Source organism: Lysobacter sp. Root916 (genome assembly GCF_001429785.1).
In the GTDB taxonomy this organism is placed as follows: domain Bacteria; phylum Pseudomonadota; class Gammaproteobacteria; order Xanthomonadales; family Xanthomonadaceae; genus Lysobacter.
Map to the genome: position 1 here is coordinate 1,185,368 of NZ_LMJF01000001.1, position 22,266 is coordinate 1,207,633.

At 68.2% G+C, this 22,266-nt stretch carries 24 protein-coding genes; 6 read left to right on the top strand and 18 right to left on the bottom strand.

Annotation, left to right across the window (positions count from 1 at the left end):
* Positions 1–86 precede the first annotated feature (86 nt).
* Positions 87–1,004, top strand: coding sequence for a DUF2268 domain-containing putative Zn-dependent protease (locus tag ASE35_RS05455; RefSeq protein ID WP_057163168.1), 918 nt, complete (start codon positions 87–89; stop codon positions 1,002–1,004).
* Positions 1,005–1,052: 48 nt separating this feature from the next.
* Here ASE35_RS05455 and ASE35_RS05460 read toward each other — a convergent pair whose 3' ends face one another.
* On the bottom strand, positions 1,053–1,739 hold the full coding sequence (locus ASE35_RS05460) for a DUF4386 family protein (RefSeq protein ID WP_057163169.1): 687 nt from the start codon (positions 1,737–1,739) through the stop codon (positions 1,053–1,055).
* Positions 1,740–1,880: 141 nt separating this feature from the next.
* Positions 1,881–2,276 carry a type II toxin-antitoxin system PemK/MazF family toxin gene (locus ASE35_RS05465; RefSeq protein ID WP_057163170.1) on the bottom strand — a complete coding sequence of 132 codons (396 nt, stop codon included), beginning with the start codon at positions 2,274–2,276 and terminating at the stop codon, positions 1,881–1,883.
* A gap of 338 nt (positions 2,277–2,614) precedes the next feature.
* On the opposite strand from ASE35_RS05465, the gene ASE35_RS05470 reads away from it, so the two are divergent.
* On the top strand, positions 2,615–3,631 hold the full coding sequence (locus ASE35_RS05470) for a transporter (RefSeq protein ID WP_057159359.1): 1,017 nt from the start codon (positions 2,615–2,617) through the stop codon (positions 3,629–3,631).
* 13 nt (positions 3,632–3,644) lie between these two features.
* On the opposite strand, the gene ASE35_RS05475 is transcribed toward ASE35_RS05470, so the two are convergent.
* The 7 genes from ASE35_RS05475 to ASE35_RS05505 form a co-directional block, all read right to left on the bottom strand.
* Entirely contained in the window at positions 3,645–4,367 is a 723-nt protein-coding gene (locus ASE35_RS05475; protein ID WP_057163434.1) for a M15 family metallopeptidase, read from the bottom strand.
* Positions 4,368–4,461: 94 nt separating this feature from the next.
* The gene (locus ASE35_RS05480) at positions 4,462–5,061 is read right to left on the bottom strand and encodes a DUF3011 domain-containing protein (RefSeq protein ID WP_057163171.1); all 600 of its coding nucleotides are present in this window, start codon (positions 5,059–5,061) and stop codon (positions 4,462–4,464) included.
* A gap of 11 nt (positions 5,062–5,072) precedes the next feature.
* Positions 5,073–5,474 (bottom strand): EF-hand domain-containing protein, encoded by a 402-nt coding sequence (locus tag ASE35_RS05485; RefSeq protein ID WP_082611124.1) that lies wholly within the window; start codon positions 5,472–5,474, stop codon positions 5,073–5,075.
* Between the two features lie 478 nt (positions 5,475–5,952).
* Positions 5,953–6,366, bottom strand: coding sequence for a DUF4124 domain-containing protein (locus ASE35_RS05490; RefSeq protein WP_056174795.1), 414 nt, complete (start codon positions 6,364–6,366; stop codon positions 5,953–5,955).
* 484 nt (positions 6,367–6,850) lie between these two features.
* Entirely contained in the window at positions 6,851–7,318 is a 468-nt protein-coding gene (locus ASE35_RS05495) for a nuclear transport factor 2 family protein (protein WP_057163173.1), read from the bottom strand.
* A 126-nt stretch (positions 7,319–7,444) separates the two neighbouring features.
* On the bottom strand, positions 7,445–7,651 hold the full coding sequence (locus ASE35_RS05500) for a twin transmembrane helix small protein (RefSeq protein WP_056174799.1): 207 nt from the start codon (positions 7,649–7,651) through the stop codon (positions 7,445–7,447).
* 66 nt (positions 7,652–7,717) lie between these two features.
* Positions 7,718–8,068 carry a hypothetical protein gene (locus tag ASE35_RS05505; protein ID WP_235569997.1) on the bottom strand — a complete coding sequence of 117 codons (351 nt, stop codon included), beginning with the start codon at positions 8,066–8,068 and terminating at the stop codon, positions 7,718–7,720.
* Between the two features lie 129 nt (positions 8,069–8,197).
* Here ASE35_RS05505 and ASE35_RS05510 point away from each other — a divergent pair, with 129 nt between their 5' ends.
* Positions 8,198–9,613 carry a PLP-dependent aminotransferase family protein gene (locus ASE35_RS05510; protein WP_056176620.1) on the top strand — a complete coding sequence of 472 codons (1,416 nt, stop codon included), beginning with the start codon at positions 8,198–8,200 and terminating at the stop codon, positions 9,611–9,613.
* A gap of 241 nt (positions 9,614–9,854) precedes the next feature.
* Here the strand turns inward: ASE35_RS05510 and ASE35_RS05515 are convergent, their stop codons facing one another.
* From ASE35_RS05515 to ASE35_RS05525, 3 genes are all read right to left on the bottom strand, one after another.
* A complete protein-coding gene (locus tag ASE35_RS05515) occupies positions 9,855–10,889 on the bottom strand; it encodes an NADP-dependent oxidoreductase (protein ID WP_057163174.1) in 1,035 nt (344 codons plus the stop codon).
* Positions 10,890–11,036: 147 nt separating this feature from the next.
* Positions 11,037–11,642, bottom strand: coding sequence for a TetR/AcrR family transcriptional regulator (locus ASE35_RS05520; RefSeq protein WP_057163175.1), 606 nt, complete (start codon positions 11,640–11,642; stop codon positions 11,037–11,039).
* Positions 11,643–11,836: 194 nt separating this feature from the next.
* Entirely contained in the window at positions 11,837–12,433 is a 597-nt protein-coding gene (locus ASE35_RS05525) for an NAD(P)H-dependent oxidoreductase (protein WP_056174805.1), read from the bottom strand.
* Between the two features lie 299 nt (positions 12,434–12,732).
* On the opposite strand from ASE35_RS05525, the gene ASE35_RS05530 reads away from it, so the two are divergent.
* Positions 12,733–12,978: a hypothetical protein gene (locus ASE35_RS05530; protein ID WP_057159364.1), complete on the top strand. Its 246-nt coding sequence runs from the start codon at positions 12,733–12,735 to the stop codon at positions 12,976–12,978.
* Between the two features lie 80 nt (positions 12,979–13,058).
* On the opposite strand, the gene ASE35_RS05535 is transcribed toward ASE35_RS05530, so the two are convergent.
* The 3 genes from ASE35_RS05535 to ASE35_RS05545 all read right to left on the bottom strand — a co-directional run bounded on the left by ASE35_RS05535 (position 13,059) and on the right by ASE35_RS05545 (position 16,224).
* A complete protein-coding gene (locus ASE35_RS05535; RefSeq protein ID WP_056174810.1) occupies positions 13,059–13,634 on the bottom strand; it encodes a hypothetical protein in 576 nt (191 codons plus the stop codon).
* Between the two features lie 818 nt (positions 13,635–14,452).
* Complete coding sequence (gene crcB, locus ASE35_RS05540; RefSeq protein WP_057163176.1) at positions 14,453–14,839, bottom strand: fluoride efflux transporter CrcB; 387 nt, start codon at positions 14,837–14,839, stop codon at positions 14,453–14,455.
* 26 nt (positions 14,840–14,865) lie between these two features.
* Positions 14,866–16,224 (bottom strand): replication-associated recombination protein A, encoded by a 1,359-nt coding sequence (locus tag ASE35_RS05545; RefSeq protein WP_057163177.1) that lies wholly within the window; start codon positions 16,222–16,224, stop codon positions 14,866–14,868.
* A gap of 204 nt (positions 16,225–16,428) precedes the next feature.
* Here ASE35_RS05545 and ASE35_RS05550 point away from each other — a divergent pair, with 204 nt between their 5' ends.
* Together ASE35_RS05550 and ASE35_RS05555 are read left to right on the top strand one after the other, a co-directional pair.
* Positions 16,429–16,956, top strand: coding sequence for an N-acetylmuramidase (locus tag ASE35_RS05550; RefSeq protein ID WP_057163178.1), 528 nt, complete (start codon positions 16,429–16,431; stop codon positions 16,954–16,956).
* A 106-nt stretch (positions 16,957–17,062) separates the two neighbouring features.
* Positions 17,063–17,545, top strand: a complete 483-nt coding sequence (locus ASE35_RS05555) for a GNAT family N-acetyltransferase (RefSeq protein WP_057159847.1) — start codon at positions 17,063–17,065, stop codon at positions 17,543–17,545.
* A gap of 55 nt (positions 17,546–17,600) precedes the next feature.
* Here the strand turns inward: ASE35_RS05555 and lolA are convergent, their stop codons facing one another.
* From lolA to ASE35_RS05570, 3 genes are all read right to left on the bottom strand, one after another.
* Entirely contained in the window at positions 17,601–18,248 is a 648-nt protein-coding gene (lolA, locus tag ASE35_RS05560; RefSeq protein ID WP_057159369.1) for an outer membrane lipoprotein chaperone LolA, read from the bottom strand.
* Positions 18,249–18,398: 150 nt separating this feature from the next.
* Positions 18,399–19,262, bottom strand: a complete 864-nt coding sequence (locus ASE35_RS21000) for a hypothetical protein (protein WP_157489275.1) — start codon at positions 19,260–19,262, stop codon at positions 18,399–18,401.
* A gap of 118 nt (positions 19,263–19,380) precedes the next feature.
* A complete protein-coding gene (locus ASE35_RS05570) occupies positions 19,381–21,738 on the bottom strand; it encodes a DNA translocase FtsK (RefSeq protein ID WP_200943943.1) in 2,358 nt (785 codons plus the stop codon).
* Positions 21,739–22,266 lie beyond the last annotated feature (528 nt).

Below are 22,266 nucleotides of genomic sequence, written 5' to 3' on the forward strand. Positions count from 1 at the left end.
GCTATCGCCGAGGCGGTGCGGCGCTACCATGCAGGCGCAGCACGACCAGCCGATTCCAAACCGCCTACGACGAATGGAATGCCCCCATGCGAGCCACACGCCTGCTTCTGACCACCGTATCCCTGCTCCTGCTCACCGCCGCCGTCCCGGCCCAGCGCGGCCCGGAAATACGCGTCGACGATGTCGAACGCTTCTATGCGATCTACGATCGCGCCGGCGGCAAGCCGAGCGCGGAAGAACTGCAGCGCGACTATCTGGATCAGGGCAGCCCTGGCTTGCTGGAGTTCGCTCGGATGCGCAGGATCACCGGCGAACGCATCGCCGGCATGATCGCCGAGCGGCCCGCGCTGTACACCAACGCCAAGCGCTGCGTGGACGTGCTGCCCGCGGTGGAGACCCGGCTGGGCACAGCGCTGGGCAAGCTCAGCCAGTACTACCCGCCTACGCGTTTCCCTCCGGTGACCCTGGCGATCGGGCGCGGCAAGCCGGTCGGCACCGCCAACGCCAGCGGGGTGATGATTGGGTTGGAGTCTCTGTGCGCGGTGGACGTCCTCAACCCCAATCTGGAGGACCGCTTCGTCTACGTGATCGCACACGAGTACGCGCACGTGCTGCAACCGGCCGCGCAGGTGGAGGACTCCAATAGCACGGTGCTCAAGGCCTCGCTGATCGAAGGCGGCGCCGAATTCGTGGGCGAGCTGATCTCCGGTTCGGTCGGTTACAGCCATCTGCGCGCCGCGACGCGCGGAAAGGAACTGGCGCTGGAAACCGCGTTCCTTGCCGACCAGGACCAGAAAGCCGAAGGCTCGGCCTGGCTGTACAACGGCCTGGGCACGCCTGAGCGCCCGGGCGACCTGGGTTACTGGGTCGGCTATCGCATCGCCAAGGCCTACTACCGTCAGGCCAAGGACAAACGGGCCGCGGTGCGCGAGATCATCGAATTCGAAGACGCCAAGGCCTTCCTGGCCAAGAGCGGATGGAAGCCAGGTATGCAGTTGGATTGAGGCATCGCGGCGGGTCGGCGCCGACGACGCGCCGACCACCGCCGCCCGTCAGCCATCGACCGCGCGCTGCGCGTTCGTCTCCTTGGGGAAGCCCTTGACCAGCAGCCAGCACAGCAACGTCAGGTAGACCAAGGCCAAGGGAGCGATCAAGGGATAGATCACCGGCAGCCCGAACAAAGGGCGACCGACGGAGAACATCTGCGCCGTCGCCGCCGCGATGCCGACCACCGCAAGCGCGCGCGGCACCAGCCGCGCCCGGTAAAGAAACGCGAACAGCACCAGTACGCTCGCACCGCCCATCAGCACGTCCATGAAGTGGATGCTGTTGCGCAACCCGGTCAGCAGGCTCTTGGCCGGCAGGAACAGTTCGCCCGCGTGCGGACCGGCGGCGGTGTAGGCCTCGCTGAGGCTGGCGAACGCGACCAGGGTGGAACATTCGATCAGGGAGATCGCCAGGGCGGCCGCCGCCAGCCCGAAATAGAAGGTGACGATCGCCGGGTGGCTGCGGCGGAAGTGCGCCGACACCAGTGCCGCCACCCATAGTTTCAGCAAGCTGGTGCATAGGCCGATCACCGCGATCAGGCCTATCCGATACGGATGCTGCGCGGCATTCACCAGCAGGCCCTCGCCGACGAACAGATCGGTCTGCAGTTTGAAGTTCGAATACATGCCTAAGGCGAAACTGAGCAGCATGCTCGCCCCGATCCAGCGACCCACGGTGGTGATGTTGTTCATCTCGTCCCTTCGTTCCCCGCCTCATCGGCGAGGCCCACTGTCGTCATGCGTCGCCAGCGCGTTCAAGCGCGACAACGACAGGCGACGACAAGGACTGGATGAATGCCGGCCAGGCGCGACCGGTGGCGCGGACCGGCCCGCTCAGCGACGGAAGAATGAGGCCTGCAGGAAGCGCATCCCGGCCAGGATCTGGGCGACGCGTTCGCCCGACAGGCTGCCGATGCGTTCGCCCAGTCGCGCCTTGTAGACCGTCGATACCTGCGAGACCACCACCACGCTGCGCTTGCTCAACCCGCCCTCGTCCGGGTCCAGCAGCAGGTTGCCGGGCTCGCTGGCACGGTTCAAGTTGGAACTCAGCGCGCACACCACCACCGTGCCGATGCGCGAATGATTGAATACATCGTCCTGCACGATCACGTGCGGATGCGGCGCGCCCGGGATCGAGCCTTTCGTGGGATCGGGCGGCAGCCAGAACACTTCGCCTTGATTGACGACGCGGGCATGCTCCCCGCCTTGGGCTTCTGGCTCTCGATCCATGGCTTGCGATACCGGTGCTGAGGTGCGGTGAGGGCGTGCTGGCGCCGCCGATGCGGGAGCGCGCGGAAGAGAATACTAGGCCTGCCGCCGAAGCGCGGCTGACGCGAATCCGGCGACTGCCGCGGTGCGGGTCCGCCTGACTGCACTCCCGGATCGGATCGCGCCGCCCGACTGGGTGGCGAACTGGGACTCCGCTTCGCCCCCGCAAGCTAGCTACTCATCGCGCCCTACCCGGCCGCCGTTCCGAGGCCGCGACCCGGCGGGCCCGCCCGCAAGCCCAAAGGCATCGCCCGCCACCAACTTCCGCTAGGCTTTCGACAAATCCCGGAATACGCACGATGCGCTCGATCGACGCTACTTACGGCTCCAATGAGGATGGACTGATCTGGGGCTATCGGTTCGCGCCCGGCCAGGCCGCGCAGGCCATCGGCACCGACGCGGTCGCGGCGTTCCTGGCCGCGCAAAGCGTCGCCTCCACCGGCGAGTTCCTGTGGCTGCATTTCTCGCTCTCCAATCAGGGCGCGGAGCGCTATCTGCGGCGCGTGCTGGATCTGCCCGAGGCCTTCTTCGAGTCGCTCGGCAGCCAGGTCGGTTCGACCCGCTTGGAGCAGGACGACGATGCCCTGATCGCGGTGATCCACGACGTGCTGTTCGAATCCAGCTTCGATGCCTCCGAGGTCGGCACCACCAGCCTGTGCATCAATCCGCGCCTGATCGTCAGCGCGCGCCTGCGCCCCTTGCGATCGGTCGACCGGCTGCGCGCGGCGGTACGTGCGGGGCAGCCGTTCCGCTCGCCGGTGGAACTGCTCGCGCATCTGTTGCGCGATCAGGCCAACGTGCTCAGCGATATCCTGCGCAAGTCGACCGTACGCGTGGACGGCATCGAAGACCGCCTGCTGGCCAATCGCATCGCCAGCGACCGCACCGAGCTGGGCAGCTTGCGGCGCTCCTTGGTGCGCCTGCAGCGGCTGATGGCGCCGGAGCCGACCGCGCTGTTCCGGCTGTTGAACCGCCCACCGGCCTGGGTCGATCGCGACGACGTGCAGGACCTGCAGCAGGCCGCCGAGGAGTTCTCCACCGCGATCGGCGACTCGGCCGCACTGGTCGAGCGCGTCAAGCTGATCCAGGAAGAACTGGCGGCGCTGGTCAACGAGCAGACCGGTCGCAGCCTGTTCGTGCTGACCGTGGTAACGGTGCTGGCGCTGCCGGTCAACCTGATCGCGGGCCTGTTCGGCATGAACGTGGGCGGCGTGCCGCTGTCGGAGCACGGCCACGGCTTCGCCATCGTGGTCACCGCCCTGGTGGTGCTGACCGCGGTGTTGGCCTACCTGGCGTTCGGCCGCAAGCGGGATTGAGCGCAGCCCGCGCTCAGCGGATCGGGAAGTCGTAGGCGGTATCGGGCGTGGGCTCGGGCTTGTAGGTGTAGTGCCACCACTCCAGCGGATAGTTGACGAAGCCTTCGCGCGCCATCGCGGCCAACAGGCGCTGGCGGTCTTCGCGCTGGGCGGGGCTGGCACCGGGCCAATCGGTATGCGCGGAGACGTCGAAATAATCGAAGGGCGTGCCCATGTCCAAGGGCGTGCAGGTGGCCGGATCGCTCGCCGACCCGCAACGCATCAGGGTGAGGTCCAAGGTGGCGCCGCGGCTGTGGCCGGAGGTCGGCGAGATGTAGTCGCCGAGCAAGGCGCTCTTGTCCAGTCTGGGGTAATAGGCGGCCTTGGTGGATTGGTCGTGCAGGTCGCCCGCCCAGGCCACGAAGTCGCCGACCGCGCGGGCCGGGCGATAGCAATCGAAGAGCTTCAGACGCAGGCCTTCGGTGCGCAGCCTGCGCTCGACCCGTTGCAGGGCCTGCGCAACCGGGCGCAGCAGGTAGCAGCGCGCCGCAGCGTAGCCTTCGACCGGACGGCCGACGAAGTTGTCGGCGGAGGCGTAGCGGATTTCCAGGGCCAGATCCGGCACCGATGCGCGCACGTCGACCATGCCGGCCGCATCGGCGTCGCTAGCGGGCGACAGGCGCGGCGCGACCGCGGCGCTCGGCGCTGGTGGCGATGCTGGTGGCGAGGTCGAGACGCAGCCGGACAGGAGCAGCATCAACGGCAGGAAGATGGCGATGCGCATGGGCGCCAACATACAGGACCCGGCCCGCGACCGCGGCGGGCGGTCGTGGGCGCGGGTCGGAGCGGACTCAATACACCGCGAAATCTGCGCGGCAGCCGTTGTCGACCCAGATCGTGTTGCGCTCGACGCCCCAGTTCTGGCCGTACTGGCAATAGGTCTTGCTGAGCTGGCGCTGCACCTCGACGTGGCCGCGGCCGTAGAACGGGCAGCGCACGTAGTTGTTGTCGTTGGACTCGCAACGCACGGTGTTGCTGGGCTGGTAGTAGTTGCCGCCGTTGTAGCGATCGTCGTCGTAGCGGTCGCGATCGCGGTCCTTCTTGTTCTTGTTGGCCAGGATCGCGGCGCCGATCAGGCCCACCACCACCGCGCCGGCGACGGCGTTGGAATTGTCGTGACCGGAGGACTGATAGTCGCCGACGTTGAACTCGGCGCGGCAACCGTTGGTCACCCATACCCGGTTGCGGTCGTAGCCCCAGGTATCGTTCTGCCAGCAGCCCGAAGAGCTGAGCTGGCGCGACAGGGTGACGCCGCCGCGGGTATCGACCGGGCAACTCTTGTACTGGCCGTTGCCGGATTCGCAACGCACGGTTTGGCCCGCGTAGGCGCTCTGGCCCAACGAGGGCACGACCAGGGCGAGGACGAGGACGCTGCTGACGATTCGTTTCATGGTCGTCTCCTTCACTTCGCGGCCCGGCGGGCCTGGGCCAGGGCTTCGAGTTCGGCGCCGGCGAGGTAGCCGTCGCGATCGGTATCGAAGCTGTCGAAGACCGGCCGCAGCGCGTCGCCGTAGGCGTCCATGGTGATCTCGTGCTGCGGGTTTTCCGCGCGTGCGGTAGGCACCAGGTGCGCCGGGATCTCGGCGCCGCGCAGCACGCCGTCGCGGTCCGCGTCGGCCTGGGCGAATCGGCGGATCATGGCGTTGCGGTATTCCTCGAACGAGAGCTTGCCGTCGCCGTCGCGGTCCATGCGCTTGAGCAGGCCCTCCGGGGTGACGGCCACGGGTTCGTTCTTGGTCTTCGCCAGCGCCAATGGACTGAGGCACAGCAGCACGACGGCCACCAACAATATGCATCGTTTCATGCGGTTCTCCTGAGGATGGGAAGCGGACGAAGCGCCGTCGGCCGAGAGGGGCCGAACGGTGGACGAGGGAACGACGATGTGTGGGCGGCTTTCCTTCTCCTCGTGAACGAACGGCGTCCTGGCGGTTCGGTGGCGATCGGTTCAGCGCTTGCGGGACATCGATGGGTCGGGCGGGCATCCGCAGCGCACTGGCGGGTCGGCCCCAGGTGCGCCTGCGCTCATCAAGAACGCGCGCGGCTCCAGATTCAGGCCATACGGCGCACCGACGGAGCCCCCAGCCGTGGCGAGCCCGGCGCGACGGTCCGGCGATACTGGCGTACGGAACATGGCTCACCCCATGCCGCTGCGACCCCGCACTAATAGTGCATCAATCGTTAGCAAAACATGTATTCGCGGCCGGCGCCGACTAGCGGCCGCCGGGCACTCCGTCCGAGGTGTGCGCACGGTCACGTCATGACCGGCCGTCGCGCCACTCCGGCTATTTGCAGGCTTCGAAAACCGCGTCGTTGAGCGCGCTGACCAACGCGTAGTCGCGTTCCATGCCGACGGCGGCGAGCTTTCGTTCGCGGCGTTCGCGCGCGACATCGCAGTCGCGGCCATCGCCGAGCCGGATCGCGTAGGCGCGCGCGCCGCCGGGGCGGTCGGTGCCGGCCAGGCGCGAGAGATAGCGCGAATCGGCTTGGCCGCGCTGCTCGGCCTGCTGACGGCGGGCCAATTCGGCCGTATCGGGCGGCGGTTGAGGTGTGGCCTCCCAGACCCGGGCGGTGGCGGCGGCGCAAGGTTCGGATTGATAGCTGACCGCACCGGAGCGCGCGACGCATTTGTAGAGGCTGGCGGCGTCGGCGACGGTAGGTAGCAGCAACAGCAGCGTGCAGATGGGATGGAGGGGCATGGCGATCGTCCTTGACCGATGCGGCGGGGCCGCGTTGTGGGGTGCGGTCAGATTGATCGTGGCGGGAGATCATCGCCAGCGGTGGAGCGCGCGGATCGGGGTCGGATAAAGGAGGATCGGGACGTAGGAAAGCCCTTATCCGGATTTGCGGAGGCCGGCATTGCAGCCGCGCGTTCTCAAGGCACCGGTACCGCGTAGCGCTTCGAGGCCTGTGGGAGTTCGTGGCGCGCTGGTCGGGTCATCAGCGGTGGGCATGCGCGCGCAGTACCCAATCCCCCTGCCCCCTTTAGCAAAGGACCAGGTCGAGCGGCTCCCGGCTGGAGGTCGGCGATCGCACCAGAGCCGGGGCGTGCTGATTAGGTACGTTCTGGCGAGCCTGTGCAGCGATGGGCGGCTAGCACGCGAGGCGCAGGAGCAACGAAGAGCTCGGGCGGCGGGCCTCGATGAGCGAGGTCCCGCAATGGCGCGGGCGCCCTAGCCTGGGTCAGGGCTTGGCCGCAGGCGCCGCTGGCAGGCGCGAGGCGTGGCTGGCCACCATCACCCAGCCCTGCGGCCCGCGCACGTAGGTGTCGGTGAACTGGAAATCGGCGGCGAAGGCTTTGCCTTCGGAGACGCCCTTGACGCTGGTGATGCCCAGCGCGATCGCGGTGTCGTTGCCGTAGTAACGCAGGCGGGTGCCGTGGTTGCGGAACACCTCGTAGGTGGTCACGCCTTTGGCGAGTTCGGCGACCTCATCGTCGCGCGTGGTGATCTTGCCGTTGGACGCGGTCAGGGTGAAGTCCGGGGCCAGGTGCTTGCCGATCCAGGCGGCGTCCTCGGCTTCATAGGCCGCGCAGATGTCGCGCTCCAACTGCAGGATGGCGCGTTCGTCGGCGCTGCGATCGGCGGCGATGGCGGCGGGCGCGCACAGCGCCAGGACGATGGACAGCGGCAGCAGCGAGTACAGGCGCATTGCGGGTTCCTTGCGGGATCGATGGCGAGGGACGCGAACGGCGCCCGTCGCGCAGCATGCCCGCGTGCGCTCGCGCAGGCTGCGCGGATCTTGCGGTTTCGCGTGGTTGCGCGGAGCGCTGCGCGCTCAGCGGCCGATGCCGTGCGGTTCGATGACGCCCGTGGCGATGCCGGCCGCGACCAGCGCGATCAATGCTACCGACAAGACGATGCGGCGGGTGAGCGCGTTGACGGTGCGCCGGCTCTGTCCGTGATCGACGAGCATGTAGTACAGGCCGGCGCCCAGGTTCCAGACGATCAGGCTCAGGAAGGCGACGATGAACAGCGTTTTCATACGGGTTCCATGCCGGCGCGGCCGGCGACGTAGCGAGCCCGCGGGACGCCGCGGGCGGCGGCGGGTTCAGGCGTCCGCGGAGGCGACGGCCTTGCGCCAGCGCGGCAACATGCGCAGGCGTAGGAACACGGCGGCGGTCATGATCAGCAGGAACAGGCCGTAGGCGACGGAGGTTGCGAGCACCTGTTTCCAGATCGCACCCGCGTTGGGGTCGGCGTTGTACATCGACCAATGCATGCCCCACCCGGCCAGCAGCGTGGCCAGCAGCAAGGCGCCGCTGTCGAAGACGGTGCGCGCGGCCAGGCGCGGCTGCTTCGGGTAGGCCCAGTACAGCCAGGCCAGGATCGAGAACCAGGGCACGAACAGTATCAGCGCGAGGTTGAGTTCGACCTGCGGATTCATGGCGGCGGCGAGCATCGACGGCGACTCTGTGGGGTTGAGGCCATACTGCGCCGACCATATCAGTTTCGCCAGAATCAGAAATGAGATAAAAAACCGTATCAGTTGAGCCTGAGCGGCCGTCCCGCCGCGCTCTGGAGCCTCGCCTTGAAGCGTTACGAAGCCCTAGCCGACGACATCGCGGCCTCGATCCGCGACGGCCTGCTGCGTCCGGGCCAACGGCTGCCCTCGGTGCGTCAGGCCAGCGCGGCGCGCGGGATCAGTCCGGCGACGGTGTTCCAGGCCTATTACCTGCTGGAGGCGCGCGGCCTGGTGAGATCGCGCGCGCGCTCGGGTTACTACGTGACCCGCCCGTCCGCGCTGCTGCCGCCGGAGCCGGACGCGGCCTCGCAGCCGGACGGCGAATCGCGCGCGGTCGATGTGTCCGAACTGGTGTTCGAGGTGCTGGGATCGGCGATGGCGCACACGGTGGTGCCGCTGGGGTCGGCGTTCCCCAGCCCCTTGCTGTACCCGCTGCAGAAGTTGGGTCGGGCGATGGCTTCGGCGGCGGTGCATCTGGACCCTTGGAGCACGGTCGACGATCTGACCCCGGGCAATGCGGCGCTGCGGCGCCAGATCGCGCTGCGCTACCGGATCGACGGCCTGCAGATCGGCGCCGACGAGATCGTGGTCACCAACGGCGCGCTGGAAGCCTTGAATCTTTGCGTGGCCGCGGTGACCCGCCCGGGCGATGCCGTACTGGTGGAGTCGCCCTGCTTCTACGCCGCGCTGCAATCGCTGGAGCGCCACGGTCTGCACGCGATCGAGGTACCCACGCATCCGCGCGACGGCATCGACCTGGAGGCGCTGGCCGCGGCCATCGAACGCCATCGCCCGCGTGCGTGCTGGCTGATGACCAACTTCCAAAACCCCTTGGGCAGCGCCATGCCCGATGAGAAGAAGCGCGCCCTGGTCGAACTGCTGACCCACCATGGCGTGCCGCTGATCGAGGACGACGTCTATGGCGAGCTCTACTTCGGCGAGCGCCGACCGACGCCGGCCAAGGCCTACGATCGTGAGGGGCTGGTGATGCATTGCGGTTCTTTTTCCAAGAGCCTGGCGCCGGGCTATCGGATCGGCTGGGTCGCGCCCGGGCGTTATGCGCGCGAGGTCGCGCGGCGCAAGCTCACCGCGACCTTGAGCACCTGCGTGCCGGCGCAGCTTGCGATCGCGCACTATCTGGAGAAAGGCGGCTACGACCGTCACCTGCGGCGGCTGCGCGCGACGCTGTCGGCGCAGCAGGCGCAGTATCTGGCGGCGGTGGCGCGGCATTTTCCGCCAGGCACTCGCGTGACCCGTCCGGCCGGCGGCTACTTCCTCTGGATCGAACTGCCGGAGGGCGGCGACGCGCTGCGCGTCTATCAACGCGCCTCGGCCCTGGACATCAGCATCGCGCCGGGGCCGATGTTCTCGGTGCGGCGCGGTTTCGGCCACTGCCTGCGCCTCAACTGCGGGCACCCGCTGGATGCGCGCGTGGATGCGGCGCTGGCGACCTTGGGGCGGCTGGCGGGCGGCGGCGGATAGGAGCATCCAACACTGCGCGTATCCGAGCGGATCTGCATCGAGGCGGCGCCGGCGAGGCGCGCGCGGTCGACGGTCCGTCACGCGCTGGATCGCTGCCTTGGCGCCGAGCGAGGTCGGTCGCGCATCCGATCGCCGGCCGACGCGTATCGCCGCTCCTTCGCGAGAGCGGCGATACGCGGACGGAAGTCGCTTTCGCGGTTCCGCCTCGTTGATAGCTGGCGTCTTGCTCAGGCCGTAAGGATCAGGCGTCGGCGACCTGCACCACCAGCTTGCCGAAGTTGCGCCCCTCGAGCAGGCCCGCGAACGCCGCCGGTGCCCGCTCCAGTCCATCGACCCGATCCTCGCGCAGTTTGACCAGTCCGTCGGCGAACCATTGGTCCATGTCGCGACGGAAGGCCTGGTAGCGGTCGGCGTAGTGGTCGAGGATCACGAAGCCCTGCATGCGGATGCGCTTTTGCACCAGCATCGTGGTCAGCTGGGGCAGACGGTTCGGGCCCGGCGGCGGGGACTCCTCGTTGTAGTGCGCGATCACGCCGCACACCGGTACGCGCGCGCCGATATTGAGCAGCGGCAGCACCGCATCGAACACTTCGCCGCCGACGTTTTCGAAGTAGACGTCGATGCCGTCCGGGCATGCCGCGGCCAGGCGCTGAGCCAGGTCCGACTCGCGGCGGTCCAGGCAGACATCGAAACCCAGTTCCTCCACTGCGTAGCGGCACTTGTCGGCGCCGCCGGCGATGCCGACCACGCGCGCGCCTTTGAGCTTGGCGATCTGGCCGACCATGGCGCCGACCGCGCCGGTCGCGGCGGCCACGACCACGGTCTCTCCCGGCTTGGGCTGGCCGATATCGAGCAGGCCGACGTAGGCGGTAAAGGCCGGCATGCCCAAGCCGCCCAGCGCTAAGGACGGCTGAGGCATGTCGCCCAGCGCGACCAGATCGCTGCCGTCCGACAGGGCGTAGTCCTGCCAACCGGCGTTGCCCAGGACCAGGTCGCCGGCGCGGAACTGGGGGTGCCGCGATGCGACCACGCGATTGACGGTGCCGCCGACCATAGGCTGGCCCAGCGCCACCGAAGGTGCATAGGTCGGCCCGATTTCGTTCATGAGCTGGCGCATGTAGGGATCCAGCGAGAGGTAGAGAGTGCGCAGCAGCAGTTGCCCCTCCTCCGGCGTCGGCACCTCGGTCTGGTCCAGGCGGAAGTCCTGCGGGGTCGGCACGCCGCGCGGACGCGCGGCCAGGACGATGCGGCGGTTGACGGTGGCGCTGGACGACATGGGTTTACTCCGTGGTGTGGGGTGAGTGGGGCGCGAGTGGGCGTGCGATCGGGCTGGCAACGGCGCAGGGCCGGCAGCGGGCGCAACTAGACCGGTCGTCTAGAAGGCGGATACAAAAAGGGCGGGAATGCATGCGCAACTCCCGCCTCAGACGTACAGGTTAAGGCCGAGCAGTTGGCGGGTGCCGACCAGGGCCGTGTCCAAGGGCGCGCGGTCGCGGGTGATCTTGGCCAGTAGGCTGGCGCCCAACCAGTTCTGATAGAGCGCGGCCGCGGCGGCCTGCGGATCCGCTGGCGCCGACGCCAACGACCCGTCCTGCCTGCCCGCTTCGATGCACGCGGCCAGCCGCGCGATGATCCGGCGGGTACCCTGCGCGAGCGCGGTGCGCATGCTCTCGGACAGGTCGCAGACCTCGGCGCCGAGCTTGACCACCAGACAGCGGCTTTGCGCCTGCTCGCCGGTCTGCGAGTCCAACCAATCGTGGAAGTAGGCCAGCAAGCGTTGCGCGGCCGGGCCCGGGGCGCTCAGCAGGGCGTCGGTACGCGCCAGGTACTCGTTGAAGTAGTTCTCCAGCAGCGCTTCGCCGAAGGCTTCCTTGGAACCGAAGTAGTGATAGAACGAGCCCTTCGGCACGCGGGCAGCGGCCAGCACTTCGGCCAGCCCCACCGCGGTGAAGCCCTTGCTGAGCAGCAAGGGATGGGCGACGTCGAGGATGTGCTGGCGGACGTCGGCGATGGCGGCGGCGGGATTCATAGGCCGGGACTTTAAACTCAATTAGACCGGTCGTCTAGACTGAAATCGCGGGGCTAGACGCCGTATGGCGGTGCGTCAGATCCCTGCCCCGCCCGCCCTGACCCGCGCCGCTCGCCCCGCGTCCGCGCAAGCCCGCGAATTCATCCTCCGCGCGCCGACCGAAACATCGAACTCTGCGCCCGGCCGTGCGGCGCTCAACGCAAGCCGCGGAGCCGCGCCAGGATGCGGCGCTCGAAACGCTCCAGGCGACCGCGCTCGACCCGCTCGGCGCGATACAGCGACAGCAGCTCCAGCCGGCAACGCGGCGCGCAGGTGCCGAGCAAGGCGTGCGCGAGCACGCGTCTAACCGGCCGACGCAGCCACAGCCAGTCGACCCACCAGGGCGAGCCCAGCGTGGTGATCGCGATCGTGCGCCGCAAGCCGTGCAAGGCGGGCTTGATCGCGCTCAGATCGGAGGCATGGTGATACGCGTGGCCCGGCGCCCAGACCCGATCGAACCAGCCCTTGAGCATGGCCGGAAAACCGAACCACCAAGTCGGAAACACCAGTACCAAGGCCTCCGCCGCGCTCAATCGCGCCAACTGCGCGCGCACCGCGGTGTCGTCGTAAGCGCCGGCCTCGTAGTAGGAACCGCGTTCGCGCGCGCTCAGCGCCGGCTGAAAACCTTCCGCGTATAAGGACTCGGTTTCGACCTCATGACCATCGGCGGTCAAGGCGTCGATCACCAAACGCGACAACGAGACGCACAAACTGTCGTGCAGCGGGTGCGCGACCACGACCAGACATTTCACGACTGCGTTCCTTGCCTTGCGCGATTCGTATGACGTCCAGACTAACCAAGCCTGAGCGATATTCCGATCCGCCCATGGTCGTAGATACGACGCCATTGTTGTGCATATCGTATGTGTTTTAAGTGCTGTCGCTGCCGGCGCAGATGTGAAAAGTGCGTCGAGAAGCTGAACGCTTTGTCAAAACCCTTCACACGACTAACGCGACGTTGCGCACGGTTAACACACCCGATCCTAGATTCGCCCGGCACAAGAAGGGGGGATTGCGGGTGTTCAAAGTGTCGTTGAGGGAGCACGCATTGATGAGCGTGCTGGTGGGGCTGCAGCGTGGCGTACAGCCGGAAACCAGTCATCTGAAACATTGCCTGGTCGAAGAAGGCCTGGCCCTGAATCGCGAGGGCCGTCTGTGCCTGTCCGATGCCGGCAGCACCCTGCTGCAGGGCTTGCAGCACATGCTCTGGGCCGAGGTCGAAGCCCTGCAGCAAGTGCTGGCCAATCGCAGTGCGACCGTGGCGCAGGGCCAGCCGCGAGTGCTGGCGCCGGACTGAGCGGTCGGGATCCGCGGGTCGCCAACCCCGCGGCGAAGCGCGAGCGCGCCGACGGCCGCAGGCCGCCGGCGCATCGTCGATCACGCCGTGGCGCGATCCTTACGACCCAGCCACCAGGCCATCGCCGCACCGGCCAGCAACCAGCCGATCAACTGTTCGGCCAAAGCGGCGAGCGTGAAGTCGATCGGGAACAGGTACCAGTTCCAGTACGGCACGCTAAGCGCGAACCAGGCGAACAGCGCCATCGCGCCGGCGATCAGCACGCGTCGGCCGAAGCTGCGCGCGGCCAGCGCCATCACCCAGGCCGCCAGCATCGCACCCAGCAGGCAGCTTACGAACTGTTTGCCCAGATTCGGGCCCATGCTGGAAATCGCCGGATTGCCAGCGGGCTGATAGATCACGAAGGCATAGGCTTTGCCCTGGTTCTCGGCGATGAAGCTCTGCCTCGCCGCTTCGTCGCTCCACTTCTCCGGCGCCATGCTCGGATACGTGTACACGCCCTCGCCCGCCGCCGACTGGCTAAGCGCGCTCAGCACCGCATCCTGCTGAGCCGGCAGCTTCATGCCGGCTTCGCCGATCGGCAGCGCCATGTGCGCGACCGCGCCCCAGATGAACATCACGATCGCGCCGATCAGGCCCGTAATCGCTATCCGCATAGTCGTTCTCCCCGCAACGTAGGTGGGTTCCCCCGAACCCGCGATAGCGAGCTTGCGCTCAGTCGCGATGGCCGACAACTCCCACGCGGGTGTTGCGCCGCAACGTCGAACGGTGCGCATAGCGGCCGCGTCGCAACCCGCGCATGCGCTCAGAACGAGCGTGGCACCTGCGGTCAGAATTGCATCGGGAGTATCGCGGCTCACTCCGATAGCCAGGGCCAGGCACAAGAAATCCGCCGCTGTGTTGTCGTTGCCGGCGCTTGCGCGGCCGCGCCAGTCGACGGTGCCGTTGCAGGAACTGTCGATCGCGCTCGCGCTGTGGTCGTCGTTTCCGTGGCGGCGTGACGCCTGGCCGCGAAAACGAGATGGAGAATCATCGCTATGGCCAACAGGCGCGCATGCTTGTCTCCTTCGGTACCAGCGGATGCCAGGGGGCGGACGCGATGCGCCACTACGCGCAATCGCGGTCTCCTGATCGACTTAGCCAAGCCGATCTGCCTTGGCAGATATCGCTCTCTTAAAGGCGCACTGCATACACAAAAATTGCGCAATCCCTTATCGAAGCTAGAGAGTGCGAAAAGGTTGCATCGCTGCAACATCGCCTGAGTCGTCCGAGGCCAACTCGTGGGCGCCGAGCCGCGCCAGATGCTTGATCGTCAAGGGATAGGCCACCCAGGCCCAATCATTCGACCAGACGTTTCAGTAGCGAAACAGTGTCTAATTTCCGGTCGATGGAATGGCTTAATTTACTATTAATTTCAGATACTTATATAAAGTAATTGAAGTGACCCCGCAGTTGCGCTTGCGATACTCCACTGCTAGCCCACCCCACTCCAGCCGCGCACGCTGGCGATCCCCAAGGCCGTCATCGCCAGCGAACCGAATAAGTGCAGTGCCGCAGTCGCCAGCGCCCAGCCGTACTGCTGGCGCAGCAGTTGCTGGACGACCTCGGCCGAGAAGGTCGAGAACGTGGTCAAGCCGCCCAGCAATCCGGTGATCGCGAACAAACGCCACTCCGGCGCGATCGAGGCATGCGCATCGAACCAGGCCACCGCCAGGCCCACGCCGTAGCCGCCGATCAGATTGGCCGCGAGCGTACCCAGCGGCAGACTCGCGGCCAGCGGGTTGAGCCACAGCGACAGGCCCCAGCGTGCCCAGGCGCCGAGCGCGGCGCCCACACCGATGGCGAGGAAGGCATAAGGCATCGCGTGGTTCTCCGTGCGGCGCGGGCTCAGTCGTCGCCGCGCGCCTTGGCGCGCGCCGAGCGCAGGCGGTCGAGTTTGTCCTTGAGCTTGATCTCCAGCCCGCGTTCGACCGGCTGGTAATAGACGCGCTCGCCCATCTCGTCGGGAAATCCGGTTTGATCCAGCGCGATCCCGCCTTCGGCGTCGTGATCGTACTGATAGCCCTGGGCGTAGCCGAGCTGCTTCATCAGCTTGGTCGGCGCGTTGCGCAGATGCAGAGGCACGGCCTGGGTGCCGTATTGGGCGACGTCGCTGCGGGCCGCATTGTAGGCCGCGTAGGCCGCATTGGATTTGGCGGTGCTGGCCAGATAGATCGCCAGTTGCGCGAACGCCAGCTCGCCTTCGGGGCTGCCGAGGCGGTCGTAGGTGTCCCAGGCTTCCAGCGCCATCTGCAAGGCGCGCGGATCGGCCAGACCGATGTCCTCGACGGCCATCCGGGTCAGCCGGCGCGCCAGGTAGGCCGGATCGCAGCCGCCGTCGAGCATGCGCGCCAGCCAGTACAGCGCGGCGTCGGGATTGGAGCTGCGCACGGATTTATGCAGCGCCGAGATCTGGTCGTAGAACTGCTCGCCGCCCTTGTCGAAGCGGCGGGTGCGATCGGCCAGCACCTGGGCCAGGCTGGCCTCGGTGATGCGGCCGCCCTCGTCGGCCGCCAGTTCGGCGGCGATCTCCAGCAGGGTCAGGCCACGACGCACGTCGCCGTCGGCGGCGCCGGCGATCTGCAGCAGCAAGTCGTCGTCCACCGCGATGCCCTGCGCGCCCAGGCCGCGTTCCTCGTCGCTGAGCGCATGCCGCAGCGCCAGCGCGATGTCGTCGGCCGACACCGCCTCCATCACATGCACGCGGCAACGCGAGAGCAGCGCCGAGTTGAGTTCGAACGAGGGGTTCTCGGTGGTCGCGCCAACGAACAGGATGGTGCCGCGCTCGATGTGCGGCAGGAACGCATCCTGCTGGGCCTTGTTGAAACGATGGACCTCGTCGACGAACAACACCGTGCGCCGGCCCTCGGCGAAACGGTGCGCGGCTTCGGCCAGCACTTGGCGGACCTCGGGCAGGCCGGACAGCACCGCCGAGATCGCGCGGAACTCGGCGTCGGAATAACGCGCCAGCAACAGCGCCAGGGTGGTCTTGCCGCAGCCCGGCGGCCCCCACAGGATCATCGAATGCACGTGCCCGGATTCGACCGCGCGCCGCAGCGCGGTGCCGGGCGCGACCAGGCGGCGCTGGCCGACCATGTCGTCCAGGCTGCGCGGGCGCATGCGTTCGGCCAGCGGGCGCAGGCCCTCGCGGTCGACGCTGAGCAGGTCGGGTTCGTCCTCGGAACGGCGGGAAGTTCGGCGGGCCACGTGGGGGTCGGTCGCTTACGGCGGTGTCGACCGACACGATAGCAAGTTCGTGCGCACGCGGCGCCGCGACCGACGCCAAGACCTTGATCCGCAAGGCCTTGACCGGCATCGCTCACAGGCGCGGCCTGCGCGCGTTGGCATTACCGGGCCGGCAACCGCGCCGCCCGGCGCGTCCACGCGCCCACTCGGACCGGACTGCGTTCAATGGCCAATTTCGATCTGTACTTGCCGCAACTGCTGATCTTCGAAGGCGGCTATGTCGACGACCCCCACGACCCCGGCGGCGCGACCAACAAGGGCATCACCCTGCGTACGTTCCAAAGCCATGCCGGGCGGCTGTTGAACCTGGCCCCCACCTTGGCCAATTTGCAGGCGCTCACCGACCAGCAGGCCGCCGCGCTCTACCGCGCCCTGTACTGGGACGCGCTGCAGTGCGATCAGATCCAGTTGCAGTGCCTGGCCGAGGATCTGTTCGACTTCTACGTCAATGCCGGCGTGCATGCGATCTTCCTGATCCAGCGCCTGCTCGGCGCACCGGTGGCGGTGGACGGCGTGTTCGGCCACGACACCCTGGCGGCGTTGGAAGCCGCGGAGCAACGCACCCTGTACGCGCGCTACCGCCAGGGCCGCATCGACTACTACCGCCTGCTGGCGACGCAGCATCCGGTGCTGGCGCGCTTCCTCGCCGGCTGGCTGCGCCGCGCGCAATGGTTCCCGGTCAACGCGCCATGAGCGATCCGTGAGCCGGTCCGGGGCCATCGTGTACGCGCGCATCCGCGCAGCCGAGGCGGCCGCGCGCGACAATGCCGACGATGCTGAGCCGCGAACGGACCTGCGAATGAACACCCCTGCCCTGCGCACCTGGCGGCCCGACGACCGCCACGCCGTGCTGGCCCTGCTGGAGGAAACCTTCCAGCACACTTGGCAGCCGCAGCTCAGCGCGGCCGCGATCGAGGCCTACCGCCGCGATCGCGTCGCCGAGCGTTATGTCGATGCGCAAGGCGCGCATTTCCTGATCGCCGAATGCGAGGGCCGCATCGCCGGCTTCGTGCATCACGAGGCGGGATTCGTGCAAGCCCTGCACGTGACGCAACGCTATCGCCGACGCGGAATCGCGCGCCGCTTGATGGCCGCCGCCGAAGCACAGATGCGCGCGCAAGGCCTCGCACTGGCGAGCCTGGAGACCGACACCTTCAACGCCGAGAGCCAGGCGCTGTACCTGGCCCTGGGCTACCGCGAGGTCGCGCGCTATCCCGATCTGGAATGGAACAGCGGGCTCACCACGATTCGCTACGAGAAGGCGCTGACGCAGCCCTCGTAACGACGCAGCCAGCGCGCATGCGGCAGCGCGGACGCTGCCACGAATCTCGCCGGGCTCAGCGCTCGCCGATCACATCGGTGCCGGCGGGCGGCACGAACTTGAACTTGCCGGCGGCGAAGCCAGGGTTGCGCTTCCAGCCGCTGAACACGACCTCGGTGCGCTGGCCCAGGCTGTCGACCACCTGCATGCGGGCCAGGCCGTTGCCGTCGAAGCCAAGCTTGGCGGTGCGGAAGTTGGCCTCGGCGTTGCCCTTGGGCGCCAGCGACAGCCAGTTCAGGCCGTCGGCCTTGCCGGCGTCCTTGACCACGAACTGCGCGTCCAGCTTGGCCGGATCGATCAGCGCAGACAGCGGGCTGTTCTGCTCTTCGGCGCCCTGCGGACGCACGGTGACCTGCTGCAGATCCGGATCGTGCACCCAGACCTTCTTGCCGTCGGCCACGATCAGCTGCGGGTACGGCTTCACGTACTCCCAGCGGAACAGGCGCGGCGCGGACAGCGCGAGGTTGCCGCTGGAGGCTTCCTTGCGCTTGCCGTTGGCGTCGAACACCTGCTGGGTGAACTGCCCTTCCAGGCCCTTGAGGCCGCGGGTGAAGCTGTTGAGATCGTCGCGCGCGGCGGCGACGGCGCTGCCGGCGAACAGCGCCGCGGCGATCAGAACGATGCGCGCAGCATGGCGGGCGGTGGGAAGGACGGACAGGCTCATGCGATCGATCGCTCCGGAAAGACGTGCTGCGGCGAGTCTGCCGCGAGCAAACTGAATAGGTGCTGCGCAATGCGCCAGTATCGCGCGAAAGCGCGGGCGACGTTCAGTCGCGCGATGGCGGCGTGAGCGCCGCCGCGCGTCGGCGACCGCTCAGAAGCCGCGCAGCGCGCTGCGCTTGATTTCCGATTCGATCTGGCGATGCGGCGAGTTGTCCACGCCCGGCGCGGCCTGCAGGCCGACGCTGGGGAGTTCGTTCTCCAGGTGCTCGCAGCGCCCGGACTCGTCGCAGGAATAGACCTGCGGCGCCGCCGCCACCACGCTGGCGTCGCCGTCGCTGCCGACGGTCACGTAGGCGCCGCCGGCGCGCGGCGCGCGCACTTCGGTCTCGGCGCGGGCGACGGCCGCGGTCGCAACCGAGGCCCGCTCGGGCCCGGCGGCGGTGGCGGCGGCGATGGACGGCTCGTCCGCACTCAAGGGCGCGATCTCGAGCGCGGCGGCGTCGACGGGGGCCGCCAAGGTGATCGCGGGCGCGCCGCGCTTCGGCGCTGCGGCGGTCGGCATCGTGGCTGCGGGCAAGGCAGCCCCCGCGGCCGGAACGACCGGTGTCCGCGCGATCGTCGCGACCTCGACGCCGGCAAGCGCAGCCGGTGCGGTCGCCGCATCGGCGGGCGCGGCTTGCGATACGGGCGGCACGGGAGCCAGCGTTGCCACGGCAGGCGGCGGTGCCGGCGCAATCGCAACGCTTTGCGCTGCGACACGCGGCGCGGGCCTGGCGACCGTGGGGGGTTCGGGGACGGGAACCACCTCTCGCGCGGCCCCGGCTGCTTGCGGCGTCCGCGCCTTCGGCGCCGGCGACTGCGGCAGGCGTTTGGCCGGATCCTGATCCAGCAACGAAGGCGTCCCGCGCCAGCGCACCCATTCCTGGGCCAGCGCCGGCGGCGAAACGCAGACGATCATCCAGAACGCCGCGATCGCGACGCCCGTCCTGCTCGAATTCCAGGCCATGGCGGCCATCCCCCGAGTCCGAACCGCGTAATCCCCCCCTGCGGTCCAGCTTAGGGCGTCGTTGTGACAGCCGCCAGTCCGGCGCCCGCCGCCCGTCGGCGCCCGGCCCGGTTCCGGCGGCGCGGCCCTATTTCGGCGGCGGCGGCGCCAGCACGCTGCGGTCGCCGTTGTGCTCGGGGGCGGTGACGATGCCGGCCGCCTCCATCGCCTCGATCAGGCGCGCGGCGCGGTTGTAGCCGATCTTGAGCCGGCGCTGCACGCCGGAGATCGAGGCACGGCGGGTCTCGGTGACGATGCGCACGGCCTCGTCGTAGAGCGGATCGGACTCGTCGCCGCCGCCACCGCTCTCCGGCAGCCCGGTGGCGCCGACTACGATGCCGTCGCCCAGGGTCTGGACCTCGTCCAGCACGCCTTCGATGTAGTCCGGCCCACCGCCGACCTGCTTGAGGTGCTCGACCACGCGGTGCACTTCCTCGTCGGAGACGAAGGCGCCGTGCACGCGCTCGGGCATGGCCGTGCCCGGCGGCAGATAGAGCATGTCGCCGTGGCCCAGCAGGGTCTCGGCGCCGGACTGGTCCAGGATGGTGCGCGAGTCGATCTTGCTGGAGACCTGGAAGGCGATGCGGGTCGGAATATTGGCCTTGATCAGGCCGGTGATGACGTCCACCGACGGACGCTGGGTGGCCAGGATCAAATGGATGCCGGCCGCGCGCGCCTTCTGCGCCAGGCGCGCGATCAGCTCTTCGACCTTCTTGCCGACGATCATCATCATGTCGGCGAATTCGTCGATGAAGATCACGATGAAGGGCAGCGTCTCCAAGGGACGCGGCGCCTCGCCGAGCTCGGCATTGGGTTTGAACAGCGGGTCCATCATCGGCTGGCCCGCTTCCTCGGCGTCGCGGACCTTCTTGTTGAAGCCGGCCAGGTTGCGCACGCCGACCATCGACATCAGCTTGTAGCGCCGCTCCATCTCGGCCACGCACCAGCGCAGGCCGTTGGCGGCTTCCTTCATGTCGGTCACCACCGGCGCCAGCAGGTGCGGGATGCCCTGGTAGACCGACAGCTCCAGCATCTTGGGGTCGATCATCAGCATCCGCAGTTCCTTCGCGGAGGCCTTGTACAACAGGCTCAGCACCATCGCGTTGACCGCGACCGACTTGCCCGAACCGGTGGTGCCGGCGACCAGCAGATGCGGCATGCGCGCCAGGTCGGCCACGGTCGGGCGGCCGGCGATGTCCTTGCCCAGCGCCAGGGTCAGCGGGCTACCGGACTTGTCGTATTCCTTGGAGCGCAGCAGCTCGGACAGGAAGATCATCTCGCGGGTGGTGTTCGGCGTTTCCAGGCCGATCACCGACTTGCCCGGGATCACGTCGACCACGCGCACCGACTTCACCGACAGACCGCGCGCGATGTCCTTGTCCAGCGAACTGATCTGGCTGACCTTGATGCCGGCCGCGGGCTGCACTTCGAAACGGGTGATGACCGGACCCGGGTAGGCGCCGACCACCTGGGCGTCGATGCGGAAGTCCTTGAGCTTGAACTCGATCTGCCGCGACAGCGTTTCCAGGGTCTCTTCGCTGTAGCCCTTGGGCTGCGGCTTGGGGTCGTCGAGCAGGGCCAGGGGCGGAATGCCGGTGCCGTCGCCGACGTGGAACAGCGGAATCTGCTGCTCGCGCTTGGCGCGCTCGCTCTTCTCCACCACCGGCGCCGGCGGCGGCTCGATGCGGACCTTCTCGCGCTTGGCGCGCAGCTCGGTGTCGACCTTGCGCGCTTCCTCGCGCTCTTCGCGGAAGGCGCGGGTCTGCTGCCATTCGGTGGCCTGCTGGCTGCCGCGCCGGAACAGCTTGCTCAGGACCGGCCCCAGCGCCATCGCCCAGCCTCCGATCCTGTCCATCACCGCCAGCCAGGAAATCCCGGTGGCCAGGGTCAGCGAGACCAGCAGCAATGCGAGCAGGAACAGGTTGCCGCCGACCGGGCCGAAGCCGGAGTACAGCGAGCGCCCGACCAACTGGCCGAGGATGCCGCCGCTGCCGGCCGAGAAATCGGCGGCCGGGCCGAAGCGCAACTGCAGCAGGCCGGTGGCCGAGACCAGGAAGCCGACGATGCCGACCAGGCGCAGCGCCGGACCGAGGTCGGCGTCGCCATCGCCATCGCTGTCCATGCCGAACAGGGCGATCCAGGCGATCGCGCCCAGCATCAGCGGCAGCAGGAAGGCGACGTAGCCGCACAGGTACAACAGCACGTCGGCGGTCCAGGCACCGACGCGGCCGCCCAGGTTGTGCAGCGGCGCGGTGATCGAGCCCGAATGCGACCAGCCCGGATCCTCGGTCGAGAACGACAGCAGGCTGGCCAGCAGGTACAACAACAGCGGCGCGATCAGAATCAGCGCGATATCGCGCACCAGCCGCTGCCGGCGCGGCGAAGGCGGCGCCTTTTCCTTGGCCGGAGCGGCCTTCTTGCGGCTTGCGGAGGGAGCTTGCGCCACCGTGATGTTCTGCCTGAGCTAGATACCGTTAGTTATTGAATATACGGCGGAACAAACTGAATTAACAGCCAATTCACAGCAAGATCCCCGCCGTGGCGGGGATCCGCGGACGCCGCGGGCGTCTCGCCGTCGTCCCGGCGGGACAGCGGCCGGACCGGCCTGCGTCGCGGCAGGCCAGGACGCCACGTTACAGCTTCATGCCGCGTCGCGCAGGATCGCCGCACGGATCGTCCGGGCCGCGCGCCCTGCTCCGCCTCGGCCTACGCCTGCGCGTCATCGCCCGCAACGTTCGCGGCGCAGGCCTGGTCGATCGGCTCCATGGCGCCGATGGATGTTCAACGCGCTCCGACCGCGATCGCGCCGCAATGGCGTGGATCGCGGGCCATGCAACGTTGCGTCCGCGGCGCGCGCCTTGTGTTGCCGGGACGCCGCCGCCAAGCTATGTGGCCACCGCATCTTCGCCGCGCCAGCATCGGCTCGCGCGACGGAGACACATCGCGCCCAGGCGCGTCCTCATAGCCCGCGATC